Consider the following 16050-nt stretch of genomic DNA (forward strand, 5'->3'; position numbering starts at 1 on the left):
TTGGCAGTCATTGACGACGGAGAACGTACCCGGCGTAGGAGAACAGAATGAGAACTGTGACTCCCAGACGTGCCAAGTTCGTGTACTCCTCCGGGTAGACGACGCCTTCGATGTAGTGGTCGATGAAGCCGCCGGCGGTCAGGCCCTGCTGGCCTGCGCTGCGCCGGGCCCAGTCTTCCACGTGCGTGAGGGGGCATTCGACGCCGGTGACGACGGACAACACCCCCCACGCGACGACGGCGAGGTGCGCCCACAGCGTACGCCGCCACCGCCACGCGACGAACCCGCCCAGGGCCAGGTAGAGGAGAAAGGCGAAATGCGCCACCATCGCCGCGTCAGCGAGGAGGCGGTACATCATGGCTCTACGGTGGCGGCTTTCCAGGCGTTCACGATGCCGTGACCGTAGAAGCCGTTGTCGGCCTCACCGCCCTCGCACGCGTGGGTCTCGCTCTGGCCGAAGGACTTGTAGACGTACTGGCGGGGGGTGGGGCAGGACTTGGGCGTGGCGGTCTTGAACAGGAGTTCCTCGGTGGTGGCGGGGGCGAGTTCGAGCCCGCCTCTTCCTGGCTTGCCGAAGCGGCTGACGAGGACGGCGGCGACGCCGGCGGCGTGCGGCGAGGCCATGGAGGTGCCTTCGAGGTACTGGTAGTAGGAGCAGACGCCGTTCTTGCAGTCCTTGACGACGTCGGCGCCCTTCGGCTCGCCCTTGGCGTCGATACGGCCGGCGGCGCGCAGCACGCGTTCGGGAGCGGCGGCGAGGATCGTCCTGGTGACCTTGACGCCTTCGCCGTCGAGCGCGTCGCCGCCGGGGGCGGACACGTCGGTCTGCTCCTCGCCGTAGTCGCTGTAGATGGCCTTGCGGCCGGAGGGCCCGACGGCGGAGACGGAGATGACGCCGTTGGACTCGGCGGGCACGTTGAGGCAGGAGTTGTCGATCTGGCGGGTCCGCTCGTCGCCCTTGGGGTAGCCGGGGCTCTGCTTGTCGACCGTGGGGCGGCCGAGGTCGGTGGAGCCGTTGCCGAGGGCGGAGATGAGCGTGACGCCCTTCTGCCTGGCGTAGTCGAGGGCGCGTTGCATACCGGTGATGATCGCGCGCTGCTCGAGCTGCTGCTTCTTGCTGTCGGCCTTGTTGGCGGCGCAGTTGTACAGCCAGGGGTCGACGTAGTAGCTCATGTTGACGACGTCCACGCCGATGTCGCCGGCGTAGGTGAGGGCGTCGAGGCTGGGCTTGAGGAAGAAGAAGCCGGAGTCCTGGCCGGCCCTGATGTTGACGATCTGCACGCCGGGCGCGACGCCGGCGATGCCGATGCCGTTGATCGGGGAGGCGATGGTGCTGGCCACGTGGGTGCCGTGGCCGTCGTCGTCGGCGTCGACGGGGTCCTTGCAGTCGCTGGCCTCGCAGGGGCCGTCGAGGGTCTCGCCGTAGTCGTCCTTGGGCCGGTCGGTGACGAAGTTGCGGCTGAGCTCGCGGTTGAAGTTGGGGGCGAGGTCGGGGTGCTTGCCGTCCACACCGGTGTCGATGACGCCGACGAGGACCTGCTTGGTGCCGGGGGCCTTGGCGTTCGCGCGGTCGGCGCCGATCATCCGCATGTCCCACTGGCGGCCGGCCAGGGGCTCGCCTCTGGCCTTGGTGAACGACTGCTCGTCGGGGAACCTGCCAGACGAGCCGATTCCCGAGGTGGCGGTTTCCGAGGTGGCGGTTTCTGAGGTGGCGGGGCGGGCGGTTCTGGGGCGGGCGGTGGCGAAGCCGATCTGGCGGTCGGGTGAGACGCCGACGACGGACGGGTCCGCTCCGACGGCCTCCTCGAACCCGGCGCCCGAGCCGCCGGCGAGGAGGTAGCCGAGCTTGGTCTCGGCGGAGTACGTGGAGCCGCCGGCGCGTTCGACGGCAGCCTCCGCTTCGTGCTGCCTGCCGTTCGCGTAGAAGACGAGGAATTCGGCCTGCCCGGGGGCGGGCTCGCGGGGCGTGGCCGACGTGCAGGCGCCGACCGCGACCACGGCGGCCAGCGCCATGATGCCAGAGGCGACCCGCCGCATTGTTCCCCCATCCGCCGACTTGCCGCAGAACCTGCATCTTCCCGACAGTTATCAGCTGATGCAACTTAGTGGTGAAATTTCGGTCGATGGCGGGCGAAGCGGACCCCTCACGGGGCCCGCTCCACGCTCAGGCCGACCGGGCCGCCCCGAGCTGATCGGGATCCGCGCGGACCCCGCCGCCCGGGTCAGCCGTGGTGGGTGAGCCGTACGTTCCGAAGGCACGCCAGCAGCACCGCGACCACCAGCATGATCGGCCCGATCCAGGCGAACACCCCGGCGATCGCGTCCGAGAAGGCCAGCTGGGTCGCGTGCCGCGCCCCTTCCGGCAGCGCCTGGATCGTCTCGGGTGTGAGCGCGCCCTGCCCGCCGCCCAGCCGTCCGCTGAAGACGCCGCCCAGCACGGCCACCCCGACCGCCCCTCCGACGCCTCTGGCGAACGTGACGGCCGAGGTCGCCGCTCCCCTGTCGGCCTCGGGCGTGGTGGTCTGCACGGCGAGCAGCAGGTTCTGGCCGATGACGCCGAGCCCGGCCCCGGCCAGCACCATGTACGCGCCGGAGGCGAACGCGCTCGTCTCCAGCCCCATGGTGGCGAACAGGAACCCGGCCATGGCCGCCGACACCGCTCCCCCGACCATGAGCCACTTGTAGTGCCCGAGCCGAGTGACGATCTGCCCGCCCAGCGTCGAGGCCGCGATCATGCCGGCCATCATGGGGAGGAGCAGCAGCCCGGAGTCGGACGCGCTCGCGCCCGTGGCGAGCTGCAGGAACAGGGGCAGGAAGGTGGCCGCGCCGAGCATGGCGGTGGCCATCAGCACGACCGCGACCACCGGGATGGTGAACGCCCGGTCGCGGAAGAGCCGCAGCGGCAGCACCGGTTCGGCGACCCGCCGTTCCACCAGGAAGAACAGCGCGGCCAGCAGCACCGCGCCGGCGCCGAGCCCGACGATGACGGGCGAGGTCCAGGCGTAGGCGGCGCCACCCCAGGAGGCGAGCAGCGTCAGGCAGGTCAGCAGCCCGGCGATCAGCGCGGCGCCGAGCCAGTCGACGCGGTGGGGTGACCTGCGGCGGGGCAGCTTGAGCACGGTGAAGGCCACGGCCAGGGCGATGGCGCCGAGGGGCAGGTTGAGGTAGAAGATCCAGCGCCAGGAGGCGTGCTCGGTGAGGTAGCCGCCGATGACGGGGCCGGCGATGGAGGCCACGCCCAGGACGGCGCCGAAGAGGCCCTGGAACTTGGCGCGTTCCCGCGGGGTGGCCAGGTCGGCCGCGATGATCATGGTGAGCACCATCACGCCGCCCGCGCCGAGGCCCTGGAAGGCGCGGAAGGCGATGAGCTGGCCCATCGTCTGGGCCAGGCCGCACAGGGCCGAGCCGGCCAGGAAGACGACGATGGCCGTCAGGTAGAGGTGCTTGCGGCCGTACATGTCGCTGAGCTTGCCGTAGAGGGGGGTCACGACGCCCGAGGCCAGGGCGAACGCCGTGACCACCCACGACAGGTCCCGCAGGCCGTCCAGCTCGCCGGCGATGGTCGGCATGGCGGTGGCCACGACGGTCTGGTCGATCGCGGCGAGGAACAGGACGAGGACGAGTGAGCCCATGCTCACCCGGAGTGATCGCCGAGGGGGAGCCTCGGCGAGGATTGTCGCTACCATGGGGGTCGACTCCTTGCTTCTTTTTCGCGAGAGGGCAGGAGGAATCCGCGGCGATCGGGGGTGCCACCCCGGTCGCCGCTTCCGTTCGCCGAATTTCGTCTGCGACAGAGGTCAGAGCCCGTTTTCGAGCAGGGTCAGCGCCTCCTCGAGCAGCTCCTCCACCGATCCGCCCGTCTCGGCCGCCTCCTGGACGGCCGAGATCGCGGCGCCGAACGTCCCGATGACGAGCATCCTGGCGTGCAGCTTGCCCGACACTCCCGGCCGGTCCCTGACGACCTCGAACACGTTCTCCATGATCTTCGTCTCGTCGGCCGCCCTGGCCTTGGCGGCCAGCTCGGGATGGCGCCGGCGCAGCTCTCCGAACAGCTGCGCGTCCGCCCAGATCGGGCTGACGCGGGCCGCGAGGATCCGCGCCACCGCCTTCAGCGACTCGAACGCGGGCTCGTCGCCGGGACGGGCGCCGAGCAGCTCGGTGAACTCCTCAGGGCGCCACAGGGGCTCCATGACGAGCGCTTCTTCCTTGGTGGAGAAGTAGTTGAAGAACGTGCGCGGCGAGATGTCGGCCGCCGCGCTGATCGCCTCCACGGTCGCGGCTTCGAGACCTTGGTCGAGCGCGATCTTGACGGCGGCCGTCCTGATGGCCTGCCGCTTCTCGGCCCGGCGCCGGTCACGCCGCTCCTGTGGAGTCTCCATGTTTTGCACTCTACGCACCTTTTGCACACCATGCAAGCTTTGCACAGTGCGCAAAAGAAAAGGACGGCCCGGCGGGAGCCGGGCCGTCCAGAGCGGCAGATGTCAGACCAGCGGCCGCGCCGTCGGCAGGATCGGGTACGGCAGCGCCGTGTCCCCGGTCAGGAACCGGTCCACGCCGGAGGCGGCGGCACGCCCCTCGGCGATGGCCCAGACGATGAGCGACTGCCCGCGTCCCATGTCACCGGCCACGAAGACGCCGTCCACCTTGGACATGTACGTCTTGTCGCGGGCCACGTTCCCCCTGGCGTCGTAGAAGCCGTCACCGGCGACCTCGGCCAGGTCCTGCAGCAGCGCGCCCTTCTCCGGGCCGAGGAAGCCCATCGACAGGGTGACGAGCTCGGCGGGGATCTCCCGCTCGCTGCCGGGGATCGGCTTGAAGCCGGCCTGCGGCCCCTCGACCTCGACCAGCCGCAGCGCGCGCACGTTGCCGTCCGCGTCGCCGACGAACTCGGTGGTGGAGACCGCGTAGACCCGCTCTCCCCCGCCGTCGGCCAGCTCCTCGTGGGCGCTCTCCATCTTGAACAGCATCGGGTAGGTCGGCCACGGCTGGCTGGCGGGCCGCTCCGCCGGCGGCCGCGGCATGATCTCCAGCTGGGTGACGGACGTGGCGCCCTGCCTGATCGCCGTGCCGATGCAGTCGGCGCCGGTGTCGCCGCCGCCGATCACCACCACGTGCTTGCCCTCGGCCGAGACGGGCGGCGTGGCGTAGTCGCCCTCCTGCACCTTGTTGGACAGCGGCAGGTATTCCATCGCCTGGTAGACGCCCTTGAGCTCGCGCCCGGTGACCGGCAGGTCGCGCCACTGGGTGGCCCCGCCGGACAGCACCACCGCGTCGAACTGCTCGCGCAGCTCGGCGGCGGTGATGTCGACGCCGACGTTCACGCCGGTGCGGAACTCGGTGCCCTCGGCCCGCATCTGCTCAAGACGGCGCTCGATGTGCCGCTTCTCCATCTTGAACTCGGGGATGCCGTAACGCAGCAGGCCGCCGGCGCGGTCGGCCCGTTCGAACACGACGACGTCATGCCCGGCCCTGGTGAGCTGCTGGGCGGCGGCCAGGCCCGCGGGGCCCGAGCCGACGACCGCGACCCGCTTACCGGTCCTGACCGCCGGGGGCTGCGGGGTGACCCAGCCCTCGGCGAACGCCCGGTCGATGATCTCGACCTCGACCCGCTTGATCGCCACCGGGTCGGAGTTGATGCCGAGCACGCACGCCGCCTCGCACGGAGCCGGGCAGAGCCGGCCGGTGAACTCGGGGAAGTTGTTCGTGGCGTGCAGCCGTTCGATCGCCTCGCGCCAGTCGGTGCGGTAGACGAGGTCGTTCCACTCGGGGATGAGGTTGCCCAGCGGGCAGCCGTTGTGGCAGAACGGGATGCCGCAGTCCATGCAGCGGGCCGCCTGCTTGGTCAGCTTCTCCTGGGAGAAGTCCTGGTAGACCTCGCGCCAGTCGCTGATGCGGACGTCCACGGGGCGGCGTGCCGGCAGCTCCCGGTCGTGCGTGAGAAAACCCTTCGGGTCAGCCATTCGGTACGCCTCCCTTGTCGTGAACGTGCGTGTGCAGGATGGGCCCGCCGCGGTGACGGCGGGCCTCGGAACGGCGGGTCATGACCGCACCGCGGCCGCCATGACGGCCTCGTCGACGTCCCTGCCCTCGATGCGGGCGGCCTCGGCGGCCTCCATCACCCTCTTGTAGTCGCTCGGCATGATCTTGCCGAACCGGGCCAGAGCCGCGTCCCAGTCGGCCAGCAACTGCTTGGCGACCGGCGAGCCGGTCTCCGCGAAGTGCTTCTCGACCATCTCCTTGAGGAACTCGGCGTCCTCATCGGTGAGCGCCTCGATGGCGACCATCTCGCGGTTGACCCGCTCCGGCCGCACGTCCAGCAGGTACGCGATGCCGCCCGACATGCCGGCCGCGAAGTTGCGCCCGGTCGGGCCGAGCACGACGGCCTTGCCACCGGTCATGTACTCGCAGCCGTGGTCGCCGACGCCTTCGACGACGGCCGTGGCGCCGGAGTTGCGCACGCAGAACCGCTCGCCCACGACGCCGCGGACGAACACCTCTCCGGACGTGGCCCCGTACAGGGCGACGTTGCCCGCGATGATGTGGCCGTCGAGCGGGGCCTCGTCGTGCGGCCGGACGGTGATCCGGCCGCCGGACAGGCCCTTGCCGAGGTAGTCGTTGGCGTCGCCGGTCAGCCGCAGCGTGATCCCGCGCGGCACGAACGCGCCGAACGAGTTGCCCGCCGAGCCGGTGAAGGAGATGTCGATCGTGTTGTCGGGCAGGCCCTTGCCGCCGTAGCGCTTGGTCACCTGGTAGCCGAGCATGGTGCCGACCGTGCGGTTGACGTTGCGGATGGGCAGCTCGAGCGTGACCGGGGTGCCTTCCTGGATGGCGCCCTCGCCGAGCTGGATGAGCGTGTTGTCCAGCGCGTGCTGGAGCCCGTGGTCCTGCTCGACGAGCCGGCGCAGCGCGGTGCCCGCGGGCAGCTCGGGCCGGTGCAGGATCGGCGACAGGTCGAGGCCGCTGGCCTTCCAGTGGTCCTCGGCCGCCGTCATGTCGAGCATCTCGACGTGCCCGATCGCCTCGTCGAGCGAGCGGAAGCCCAGCTCGGCGAGGTATTCGCGGATCTCCTCGGCGATGAACTCGAAGAAGTTGACCACGAACTCGGGCTTGCCGGTGAAGCGCTTGCGCAGCTCGGGGTTCTGCGTGGCCACGCCCACCGGGCAGGTGTCGAGGTGGCAGACCCGCATCATCACGCAGCCGGAGACGACCAGCGGAGCGGTGGCGAAGCCGTACTCCTCGGCGCCGAGCAGCGCGGCGATGACGACGTCGCGGCCGGTCTTGAGCTGGCCGTCCACCTGCACCACGATGCGGTCGCGCAGGTCGTTGAGCAGCAGCGTCTGCTGGGTCTCGGCCAGGCCGAGCTCCCACGGGGCGCCCGCGTGCTTGAGGCTGGTGAGCGGGGACGCGCCGGTGCCGCCGTCGTGACCGGAGATGAGCACCACGTCGGCGTGCGCCTTCGACACGCCGGCCGCGACCGTGCCGACGCCGACCTCGGCGACCAGCTTCACGTGGACCCTGGCCTCCGGGTTGGAGTTCTTCAGGTCGTGGATGAGCTGGGCCAGGTCCTCGATGGAGTAGATGTCGTGGTGCGGCGGCGGCGAGATGAGGCCGACGCCGGGCGTGGAGTGGCGGGTCTTGGCGATCCACGGGTAGACCTTGTGGCCAGGCAGCTGGCCGCCCTCGCCGGGCTTGGCGCCCTGGGCCATCTTGATCTGCAGGTCGGCGGCGTTCACCAGGTATTCGGAGGTGACGCCGAAGCGGCCGGAGGCCACCTGCTTGATCGCGCTGCGCCGGGCCGGGTCGTAGAGCCGCTCGGGGTCCTCGCCGCCCTCGCCGGTGTTGGACTTGCCGCCGAGTCGGTTCATCGCGATGGCGAGCGTCTCGTGCGCCTCCATCGAGATGGACCCGTACGACATCGCGCCGGTCGAGAAGCGCTTGACGATCTCCGAGACCGGCTCGACCTCCTCGATCGGGATCGGGGTGCCCCCGCGCAGCTTGAACAGGCCGCGCAGGGTCATCAGCCGCTCCGCCTGGGAGTCCACGAGGTTCGTGTACTCCTTGAAGATCTCGTAGCGGCGGGTCCTGGTGGCGTGCTGCAGCTTGAAGACGGTCTCGGGGTTGAACAGGTGCGGCTCGCCCTCGCGCCGCCACTGGTATTCGCCGCCCACCTGGAGCCTGCGGTGGGCGTTGTCCACCCGCGGGTAGGCGTGGGCGTGGCGCTGCGCGACCTCGGTGGCCAGCACGTCGAAGCCGACGCCGCCCAGGCGGGAGGTGGTGCCGGTGAAGCAGGCGTCGATGACCTCCTGGCTCAGGCCGAGCGCCTCGAAGATCTGCGCGCCGGTGTAGGAGGCCACCGTGGACACGCCCATCTTGGACATGACCTTGATGACGCCCTTGCCGTACGCCTTGATCAGGTTGCGCACGGCCTTGCGCTTGTCCATCTGCAGGGCGCCGGTGTCGACCAGGTCCTCGATGGTCTCGATCGCGAGGTAGGGGTTGATCGCGGCGGCGCCGTAGCCGATCAGCAGCGCCATGTGGTGGCACTCGCGGGCCTCGCCGGTCTCGATGACGAGGCCGATCTTGGTGCGGGTCTTCTCCTGGATCAGGTGGTGGTGCACCGCGCCGGTCAGCAGCAGCGACGGGATCGGGGCGAGCGTGTCGGAGGAGCCGCGGTCGGACAGCACGACGATGCGCGCTCCGTCCGCGATGGCCTGGGACGCCTCGGCGCGGATCTCCGCCAGGCGGCGCAGCAGCGCCTCGCCGCCGCCGGCGACCTCGTACAGGCCGCTGATGACGTACGGGTGGAAGCCGGGCAGGTCGTGCTCGTCGTTGATGTGGATGATCTTCGCGAGTTCGTCGTTGTCGATCACCGGGTACGGCAGCACGAGCTGGCGGCAGGAGCTCGGCCCCGGGTCCAGCAGGTTGCCCTCGGGCCCGAGGGTGCTGGCCAGCGAGGTGACCAGCTCTTCCCTGATGGCGTCCAGCGGCGGGTTGGTGACCTGCGCGAACAGCTGGGTGAAGTAGTCGAACAGGAGCCGCGGCTTCTCGCTCAGTACGGCCACCGGCGTGTCGGTGCCCATGGAGCCGATCGGCTCCTGGCCCGCCTTCGCCATCGGCGACAGGATGATGCGCAGCTCTTCCTCGGTGTAGCCGAAGGTCTGCTGCCTCTTGACGAGCGCCTCGTGGGTGGGGATCTCGCGCTGGCGGGCCGGCAGCTCCTCGAAGCGGACGAGCCCGGCGTGCAGCCAGTCGGCGTAGGGCAGCTCGGCCGCCAGCTCCGCCTTGATCTCGTCGTCCTCGATGATCTTGCCGCGGGCGGTGTCGATGAGGAACATGCGGCCCGGCTGCAGGCGGCCCTTGCGGACCACGTCCTCGGGCCTGAAGTCGAGCACGCCGGCCTCGGAGGCCAGCACGACCAGGCCGTCGGCGGTCACCCAGAAGCGCCCGGGGCGCAGGCCGTTGCGGTCGAGCACGGCGCCGGCCAGGGTGCCGTCGGTGAACGTGATCGAGGCCGGTCCGTCCCACGCCTCCATGAGCGTGGAGTGGAACTCGTAGAACGCCCGCCGCGCCGGGTCCATCTCGGTGTGGTTCTCCCACGCCTCGGGGATCATCATCAGCACGGCGTGGGGCAGGCTGCGCCCGCCGATGTGCAGCAGTTCCAGCGCCTCGTCGAAGCTGGCGGTGTCGCTGCCGTCGGGGTCGCAGATGGGGAAAAGTCGGGAAATGTCGCCCGGGATGCGGGCCGATGCCAGCATCGCCTCGCGGGCGCGCATCCAGTTGCGGTTGCCCTTGACCGTGTTGATCTCGCCGTTGTGGGCGATGTAGCGGTAGGGGTGGGCCAGCGGCCAGCTGGGGAACGTGTTGGTGGAGAAACGCGAGTGCACCAGCGCGATGGCGCTCTCGTACCGTTCGTCGCTCAGGTCGGGGAAGAACGGCTCGACCTGGTCGGGCGTGAGCATGCCCTTGTAGACGACGGTCCTGGCCGACAGCGAGGGGAAGTAGACGTCGGCCTCGTGCTCGGCCCGCTTGCGCAGGCAGAACGCGAGCCGGTCGAGTTCGAGCCCCTCCTGGCCGTCGGGGGAGGAGACGAACAACTGGGCGAAGTGCGGCATGACGGCCCGGGCGCTCGGCCCCGGCAGGTCACGGTCGACCGGCAGCTCACGCCAGCCGAGCACGGTGAGGCCCTCTTCGGCCGCGATCTCCTCGATGAGGCGCGTGGCCACGCCTCTGGCCTGCTCGTCGAACGGCAGGAACGCGATGCCGGTGGCGTACGACCCGGCGGCGGGCAGCGCGAACGGCACGCTCGCGCGGTAGAACGTGTCGGGGATCTGCGTCAGGATCCCGGCTCCGTCGCCGGTGTCCGGCTCGCTACCCTTGGCCCCCCGATGATCAAGATTGCACAGCGCCGTCAGCGCCTTCACCACGATCCCGTGTCCACGGCGTCCCGCGACGTCGGCAACCATGGCGACACCGCAGGCATCGTGCTCATTGGCGGGGTGGTACAGGCCCTGGGGCTCGGGGAACCCGAGGTGGGCAGCAGGCATTGAATCCCTCCCGTCGTCTTCGTCTGTCTGAACTGCGCTACAGGCGGGGACGACGTTGGCCCTGCTGCATATCGTGGATAGAGGTTACCCCACCCTGCCGGAATGGTGCCCGCCGCGTCCGTATTGCGAACATTCGCACTGCTCCGGCATCCGAACGCTCTATCCCAAACCTCCAGCGTGGGGTCCGAAATTCCCCGTCCAGGCCGCGGATTCGCGTCACGGCGATCGAGTGCCCCCGGCCCCGATAGGGTTCACCCATGGAGCGTGACGGGGTCGAACGGCTGCTCACCGAGGCAGGGGCCGACAGCAGGCGGCTGAGGCACGCCCTGGCCCTGCTCTGCGAGGGCCACTGGTGGACACTCGCCGAGCTGGTCAGGCAGAGCGCCACGTCGAGGCGCACGATCGAGTCGCTGCTGCGCGAGGTCGTCCTGGAGCGCGACGGCGAACGCTTCCGCGTCCCGCTCGTCGACACACCCGCCTACCAGGATCTGCTGGCCGTGGCCGCGCCTCCGGAAGACCCGGTCGCCCATCTGCTGCCCCACTACGCCCACGCGCTCGACCGGCTGACCGCCCTCGTGGCCAAGGCCCCGCGCGCCCGCCACGTGCTCGACCACGTCTCGGCCACGCCGGAGACCGTGCTGCGCCGGGCGCTGCTGCTCGGCGCCCGCTTCTGGCTGCCCGGGGCCCGCCTGCTGTGCGTGGGCGACCACGACCTGACCTCGCTGGCCGTCAAGCTCGTCCATCCCGAGACCGACGTGACGGTGGTCGACGTCGACGAGCGCGTGCTGGCCTATATCGACGAGCAGCGCCTGGGCGTCCGCACCCGCTGGGCCGACCTGCGCCTCGGCCTGCCCGCCTCGGCCAGGGACCACGATCTGGCGCTCACCGACCCGCCGTACACGCCCGAGGGGATCGGGCTGTTCGTGGCGCGGGCGGTGGAGGGGCTCAAGGACGACGGGCGGGTGCTGCTGGCGTACGGGGCGAGCGAGCGCACGCCGATGCTGGCCTTCAAGGTGCAGCAGGAGCTGTCGGAGCTCAACCTCGTCTACGAGGCCATCTATCCCGACTTCAACCGCTATTTCGGGGCAGAAGCGATCGGTTCGGCCGCCGACCTCTACCTCCTGCGCCCCACCACCAAGACCCGCCCCGCCGTCCAGTCCCGCCTCACCCGCCACACCACCGCCATCTACACCCACGGCCCCCAGTCGATCGAAAGCAGCTCCTCGGCCGGCCAGAAAGCCGCCGCCCCGGGGGCGGAGGGCGCACCGGTCTCGGGGGCCGCCGCCGAGGACGCGCTGGCGGGCTTCGAGGCGGACCTCCTGGTGGGCGACTGGCCCAAGGGCCTCCCGCAACCGCGGGTCCGGCTCTCGACCTGGCTGGCCAAGCCGTACGCCGCCGCGCCGCAGCGGGTCGCCGTGGCGGTGCCGCCCGGCCTGGAGGCCGCACTTCCCCGCCTCCTCCTGGCCACCCGCGCCACCCACGTCCGCCTCGTCGGCACCTCCCTCCCGCCCCTGCCCAAGGCCCTGTCGCCCGTGTACGAGGTGAGCGAAGCGGGCGAGGGCATCCTGGACGCCGTACGCCTGCCGCAGCCGGAAGGGGAGGCGGAGGCCGTCCTGCGCCGCATCCTCGACCACGGCCACACGAAACTGGCCAACACCTGGCGCGAGGCCCTCATCGCGGTGGCCGCCGCTCAGGGATCGTCCCTGACGAAGAACGAGGCCCGCGCGCTGATCCGCGAGGCCGCCGACTGGTCAGACGACCTGACCCCCCTGGACGCCCCGCTCCACCGCCTGTCATCCCTGCACGAGGCGGTCACCAGAACAGTCACAGCCCTGACCACGACCACCTGACCACCACGCTCTGCCCCACTACGACGACCTGTCACCCGAACTGATCGGCCCGACGCGGCCAGGTTCGGGTGACCGCGACCATCGTCAGCGCGAGCACCATCGTGAGCCGACCATCGCCGGCACGGGCACCATCGTGAGCCGCCGATCGTCCGGGGTACACGGCCGACCTCCGGCAATGGCGGCGAATCCTTTTCAACGGGGGATTCCGCAGGCGGGACTCGTCACCAGCGGAGCCAAGCATCAGGGCAACTGGCCATCAGGCGTCGGCCAAGACAGGACCCAGGTGGCGACCAGCATCGCCGGCCTCAGCACCGGCCGAGCGACAGGCGGCCACGGCCGCGGCAGTCATCGAACCATCCCGGCACCCGCACACCCCAACAGCCCGCACCTCTCACCCCGACGGCCTGCCCACCTCCCCATCGGTCTCCCACAACCACCGCTAACACCCACACCCCAACGGGCCCGTAACCCTCATCACAACGGCCTCCATTCACATCCCCATCGGCCCCACCACGACCACCGCTCACACCTCGCACCCCGACGAGTCCGCAATCCTCACCACCACGGGACACGCGCCCCGCCACAATCGCCGGCCAGACCCTAACGGCCGTGACTTTCACTATCCACGACGCCACTCCGCCAGCCACCACCGACCCGGCACACTCGTCACCCGCACGGCATCCTCACCAGCCCTCAGCCCGAACCCTGCACCAGCACCAGCACCGCCAAGTCTGCGCAGCGCCGCGAGTAGCCCCGGCGGACATCAAGTTGCGGCGACGACGCGGCCCTGTACCGCTCGGCCGAGGCCGTCCAGCGCGATGAGGGCGGCGACGAGATCCTGCCCGGGTTGCGCGAGTTGCGTAGTCGGCCCTGGATCCGCAGGTTGTGTGGACTCCGCGGGCCGCCCCGGCCGGCTGGTGCCCGTGGGTCCGCCCAGTTGCTCGGTGCCCGCCGATCGCCCCCGACCGACATCTGACGGCTCGCCGGTGTCCGTGGACTTCCTGGGCCGACCCACTTCCGCGGGCTGCTCAGGTCGGCCCATTTCCGCGGACTGCCCCGATTGGCCGATTTCCGTGGACTGCCATGATTGGCCTGTTTCGGTGGACTGCGCACGTTGCCGTGGTTGGTCGGTTTCCGCGGGTTGCCCTGGTTGGTCCGTGCCCGAGGGGCGTCCTTCTCGGCCCGTCTCTGTGGGCTGGGCCGGCTGGCCGGACTCGTCACGTTGGTCGGACTGGATGGGCTCGTTCAGCTGGCCGAATGGTTCGGAACCAGCCGGCGTCCGGCCTGGTTGTGTGGGCCGGGTGGTGCCGGTCCAGCTCACCGTCACGTAATGGCCCATCGCACGGACCTGGGCCAGGCTGCCGACGGGCTCGAACGCGACGTCCTGCCGTACGAACCCGTCTTCGCGCAGGGCGGACACCAGGGCGTCGGCCGCGCGCCCGTCGGCGAGGTTGAAGATGACGAACTGACCCGCCATGGAGCCGCCCGCGTACGTGGCCTGCAACGCCTGCGTGCAGCCGGTGGCCGAGGTGCCCCAGAGGAGTTCGTCGCAGTCGGTGAACTGGCGGGTGGACACCTGCCCCATGCCCGCCAGGCTCCGGGTGGCCGGCGGGAACACCTCCTCGGTCGTCAGCGGTGTGGTGTCGCGCTGGCGGGTGTCGATGGCCGCGTAGAAGGCGGAGGTGAGTTCGGCGTGGAGGGTGGTGGGACGCGGGTCGTCGCCGCGCAGCCACAGCCAGCCTGCCACGGCGGCTCCCATCAGGACGGCGGCCACCCCGGGGATGACGATCCGGCGGGACATCAGGAGGACGTCCCCGTGATCGCGACGACGCGGCGGTAGACGGCCTTCTCCGCCCCGCGCAGGGCCAGGGTGAGGGAGACGAAGTCGTCCTTGGCGGTGGGTTCGGTGCCGTCGAGCCGGCCGAGCCACACCAACCCGACGTAATGGCCGAGCGCGTAGCCGCCCGCCTCCGAGTAGCCGCCCGGCGGGAAGGCCACCTTGGCGGAGGTCAGCGGGCTGGCCCAGCCGCCGCGGTAGAGCGTCTTCAGAGCCTCGACCAGTTCTGAGGCCGACTTGCCGTCCTTGAGGTTGAGCAGCGTGTACTGGCCGACGTAACGGCCGTCGGAGCTGGCGTACAGGCCGCGGGCGACCTGGGTGCAGCCGGCGTTCGACGTCAGCTCGTGCAGGCGCTCGCCCCAGAGAGCCGCGGCGCAGTCGGCGTCGAGTTGCTTGGCGACGAGTTTGAGCTTGAGCTTCTTCGACACGGCCAGCGTCTTCTGGCTGAACACCTCCTTCTCCGTGAGCGCCTTCGGGTCCTTGGCGCGCTCGGTGACGGGGTTGAACAGCTTGGGCGAGTTCCAGCCGTGGAACACCTGCGGGACGGCCGCGTCGGGGCCGAGCACGGAGGCGGTGACCTGCCGTTCCGGGCGGTAGGTGCCCAGGGACCTGACGACCGTCACGAAGGCTCCGGCGGCGACCAGCACCCCGGCGACCGTGGCGATGATGACGAACAGTCGCTGCTGCTCCGGGCGGAAACCCATGTCGGTGAGTATGGGGAACTGCCAGTCGGAGCGTGGGGTCCGGCGCCGCTTGTGGTAAGCGGGCTCCCGTCGCCCGGATCCGTCGTCGTCGCCCGCGCCACCGCCGGCGACCGTCAGCCCTTCGGCCTCGAACTCACCGGTCGCAGGCCCGCCGGCCCCCGCCTTCCGCCGCCCGGACTCACCTTTGCGCCGCCCGGGCGTCGTTTCCGGCCCGCCGGGCTCCGGCGTCCGACGCCTGGACGCCGCCTCTGCACCATCGGACTCGGCCTGCCGACGCCGGGACGCCACCTCCGGCCCCTCGGATTCGGCCTTCCGCCCACGTCCGAACACGCCTCTCGAACCGCCGGACTCGGCCTTCCGCCTCCCGGACGCCGCATCCGCACCACCGGAGTCCGCTTCCGGCCATCCGAACGCCGACTCCCGGCCGCTGTCCTCGCCGCTCAGCCAGCCGGACTCCGCCTCCTCGTCACCGGTCTCGCCTCTCCGCCCTCCGGACGCCGCCTTCCGCCCGCGCCCGAACCGCCGTCTGCCGTCCGATTCCGATGCCTGTCGCGCACCGCCGTCCCCGGCACCAGCACCGTCCCCGCCGCCGGCACCGCCAGGGCGGCCAGCAGCACCGCCGGCACGGCTCGCTCCATCGACCGACCAGCCGCCGTCGGCCGTTCCGGCCATGAACAACGCGCCACTGTCCGCACCCGCCGACCTGCCATCGCCCGACCGATCGCGCGAGCGTCGGCCACCGGTCGCATCCGCCGGACGGTCACCGTCCGCGCTCGTGCCCCGGCCCCGGCCCCATCTGCGGCCACCGCTCGCACCCGCTGACCCGCCGTCGGCCGTATCCGCCGACCAGCCGTCATCTGCCGGTCGGCCGCCGTCCGCGTTCGTGCCCCTGCCGTCGGATCCCGGGCGGCCGCCTGCCATCAGTCCGGCGCCGGGTGCGTCCGTCGACCAGCCGTCGTTCGACAGCAGGCCGTCGCCTGTGCTGGACGCCTGCCAGTTGCCGTTCACCGGCTCCTCGGCTCGGCCGCCATCGGAACGGGCGGCTCTGCGGCTGCCGCGTCCGCCTTCCGAGCGCCGGTCTTCCGGCTCGGCCGCCTGCGGGCCGGCGCCGTCGA

At 70.9% G+C, this 16050-nt stretch carries 9 protein-coding genes; 1 reads left to right on the forward strand and 8 read right to left on the reverse strand.

What is annotated here, in order from left to right; genetic code table 11:
- Positions 1–7 precede the first annotated feature (7 nt).
- From ABFX54_RS30080 to gltB, 6 genes are all read right to left on the reverse strand, one after another.
- On the reverse strand, positions 8–358 hold the full coding sequence (locus tag ABFX54_RS30080; protein WP_346109929.1) for a DUF2784 domain-containing protein: 351 nt from the start codon (positions 356–358) through the stop codon (positions 8–10).
- A complete protein-coding gene (locus tag ABFX54_RS30085; protein WP_346109930.1) occupies positions 355–2037 on the reverse strand; it encodes a S8 family peptidase in 1683 nt (560 codons plus the stop codon). Before ABFX54_RS30085 ends, ABFX54_RS30080 begins: the two co-directional genes overlap by 4 nt.
- A gap of 185 nt (positions 2038–2222) precedes the next feature.
- Entirely contained in the window at positions 2223–3686 is a 1464-nt protein-coding gene (locus ABFX54_RS30090; RefSeq protein ID WP_346109931.1) for an MDR family MFS transporter, read from the reverse strand.
- Positions 3687–3797: 111 nt separating this feature from the next.
- On the reverse strand, positions 3798–4379 hold the full coding sequence (locus tag ABFX54_RS30095; RefSeq protein ID WP_346109932.1) for a TetR/AcrR family transcriptional regulator: 582 nt from the start codon (positions 4377–4379) through the stop codon (positions 3798–3800).
- 102 nt (positions 4380–4481) lie between these two features.
- Entirely contained in the window at positions 4482–5960 is a 1479-nt protein-coding gene (locus tag ABFX54_RS30100) for a glutamate synthase subunit beta (protein ID WP_346109933.1), read from the reverse strand.
- Positions 5961–6038: 78 nt separating this feature from the next.
- On the reverse strand, positions 6039–10544 hold the full coding sequence (gene gltB, locus ABFX54_RS30105; protein WP_346109934.1) for a glutamate synthase large subunit: 4506 nt from the start codon (positions 10542–10544) through the stop codon (positions 6039–6041).
- Positions 10545–10801: 257 nt separating this feature from the next.
- Between gltB and ABFX54_RS30110 the strand changes: the two genes are divergently transcribed.
- Positions 10802–12394 (forward strand): bis-aminopropyl spermidine synthase family protein, encoded by a 1593-nt coding sequence (locus tag ABFX54_RS30110; protein WP_346109935.1) that lies wholly within the window; start codon positions 10802–10804, stop codon positions 12392–12394.
- A gap of 763 nt (positions 12395–13157) precedes the next feature.
- Here ABFX54_RS30110 and ABFX54_RS30115 read toward each other — a convergent pair.
- Positions 13158–14195, reverse strand: coding sequence for a hypothetical protein (locus ABFX54_RS30115; protein WP_346109936.1), 1038 nt, complete (start codon positions 14193–14195; stop codon positions 13158–13160).
- Positions 14195–14935: a hypothetical protein gene (locus ABFX54_RS30120; RefSeq protein WP_346109937.1), complete on the reverse strand. Its 741-nt coding sequence runs from the start codon at positions 14933–14935 to the stop codon at positions 14195–14197. Before ABFX54_RS30120 ends, ABFX54_RS30115 begins: the two co-directional genes overlap by 1 nt.
- Positions 14936–16050 lie beyond the last annotated feature (1115 nt).

The sequence above is a fragment of the Nonomuraea maheshkhaliensis genome (assembly GCF_039529435.1).
Taxonomy (GTDB): domain Bacteria; phylum Actinomycetota; class Actinomycetes; order Streptosporangiales; family Streptosporangiaceae; genus Nonomuraea; species Nonomuraea maheshkhaliensis.

Excerpts from the sequence above, each read along its gene's own strand:
- ABFX54_RS30080 (WP_346109929.1), bottom strand. The coding sequence starts at position 358 with ATGATGTACCGCCTCCTCGCTGACGCGGCGATGGTGGCGCATTTCGCC.
- ABFX54_RS30085 (WP_346109930.1), bottom strand. The coding sequence starts at position 2,037 with ATGCGGCGGGTCGCCTCTGGCATCATGGCGCTGGCCGCCGTGGTCGCG.
- ABFX54_RS30090 (WP_346109931.1), bottom strand. The coding sequence starts at position 3,686 with ATGGTAGCGACAATCCTCGCCGAGGCTCCCCCTCGGCGATCACTCCGG.
- ABFX54_RS30095 (WP_346109932.1), bottom strand. The coding sequence starts at position 4,379 with ATGGAGACTCCACAGGAGCGGCGTGACCGGCGCCGGGCCGAGAAGCGG.
- ABFX54_RS30100 (WP_346109933.1), bottom strand. The coding sequence starts at position 5,960 with ATGGCTGACCCGAAGGGTTTTCTCACGCACGACCGGGAGCTGCCGGCA.
- gltB (WP_346109934.1), bottom strand. The coding sequence starts at position 10,544 with ATGCCTGCTGCCCACCTCGGGTTCCCCGAGCCCCAGGGCCTGTACCAC.
- ABFX54_RS30110 (WP_346109935.1), top strand. The coding sequence starts at position 10,802 with ATGGAGCGTGACGGGGTCGAACGGCTGCTCACCGAGGCAGGGGCCGAC.
- ABFX54_RS30115 (WP_346109936.1), bottom strand. The coding sequence starts at position 14,195 with ATGTCCCGCCGGATCGTCATCCCCGGGGTGGCCGCCGTCCTGATGGGA.
- ABFX54_RS30120 (WP_346109937.1), bottom strand. The coding sequence starts at position 14,935 with ATGGGTTTCCGCCCGGAGCAGCAGCGACTGTTCGTCATCATCGCCACG.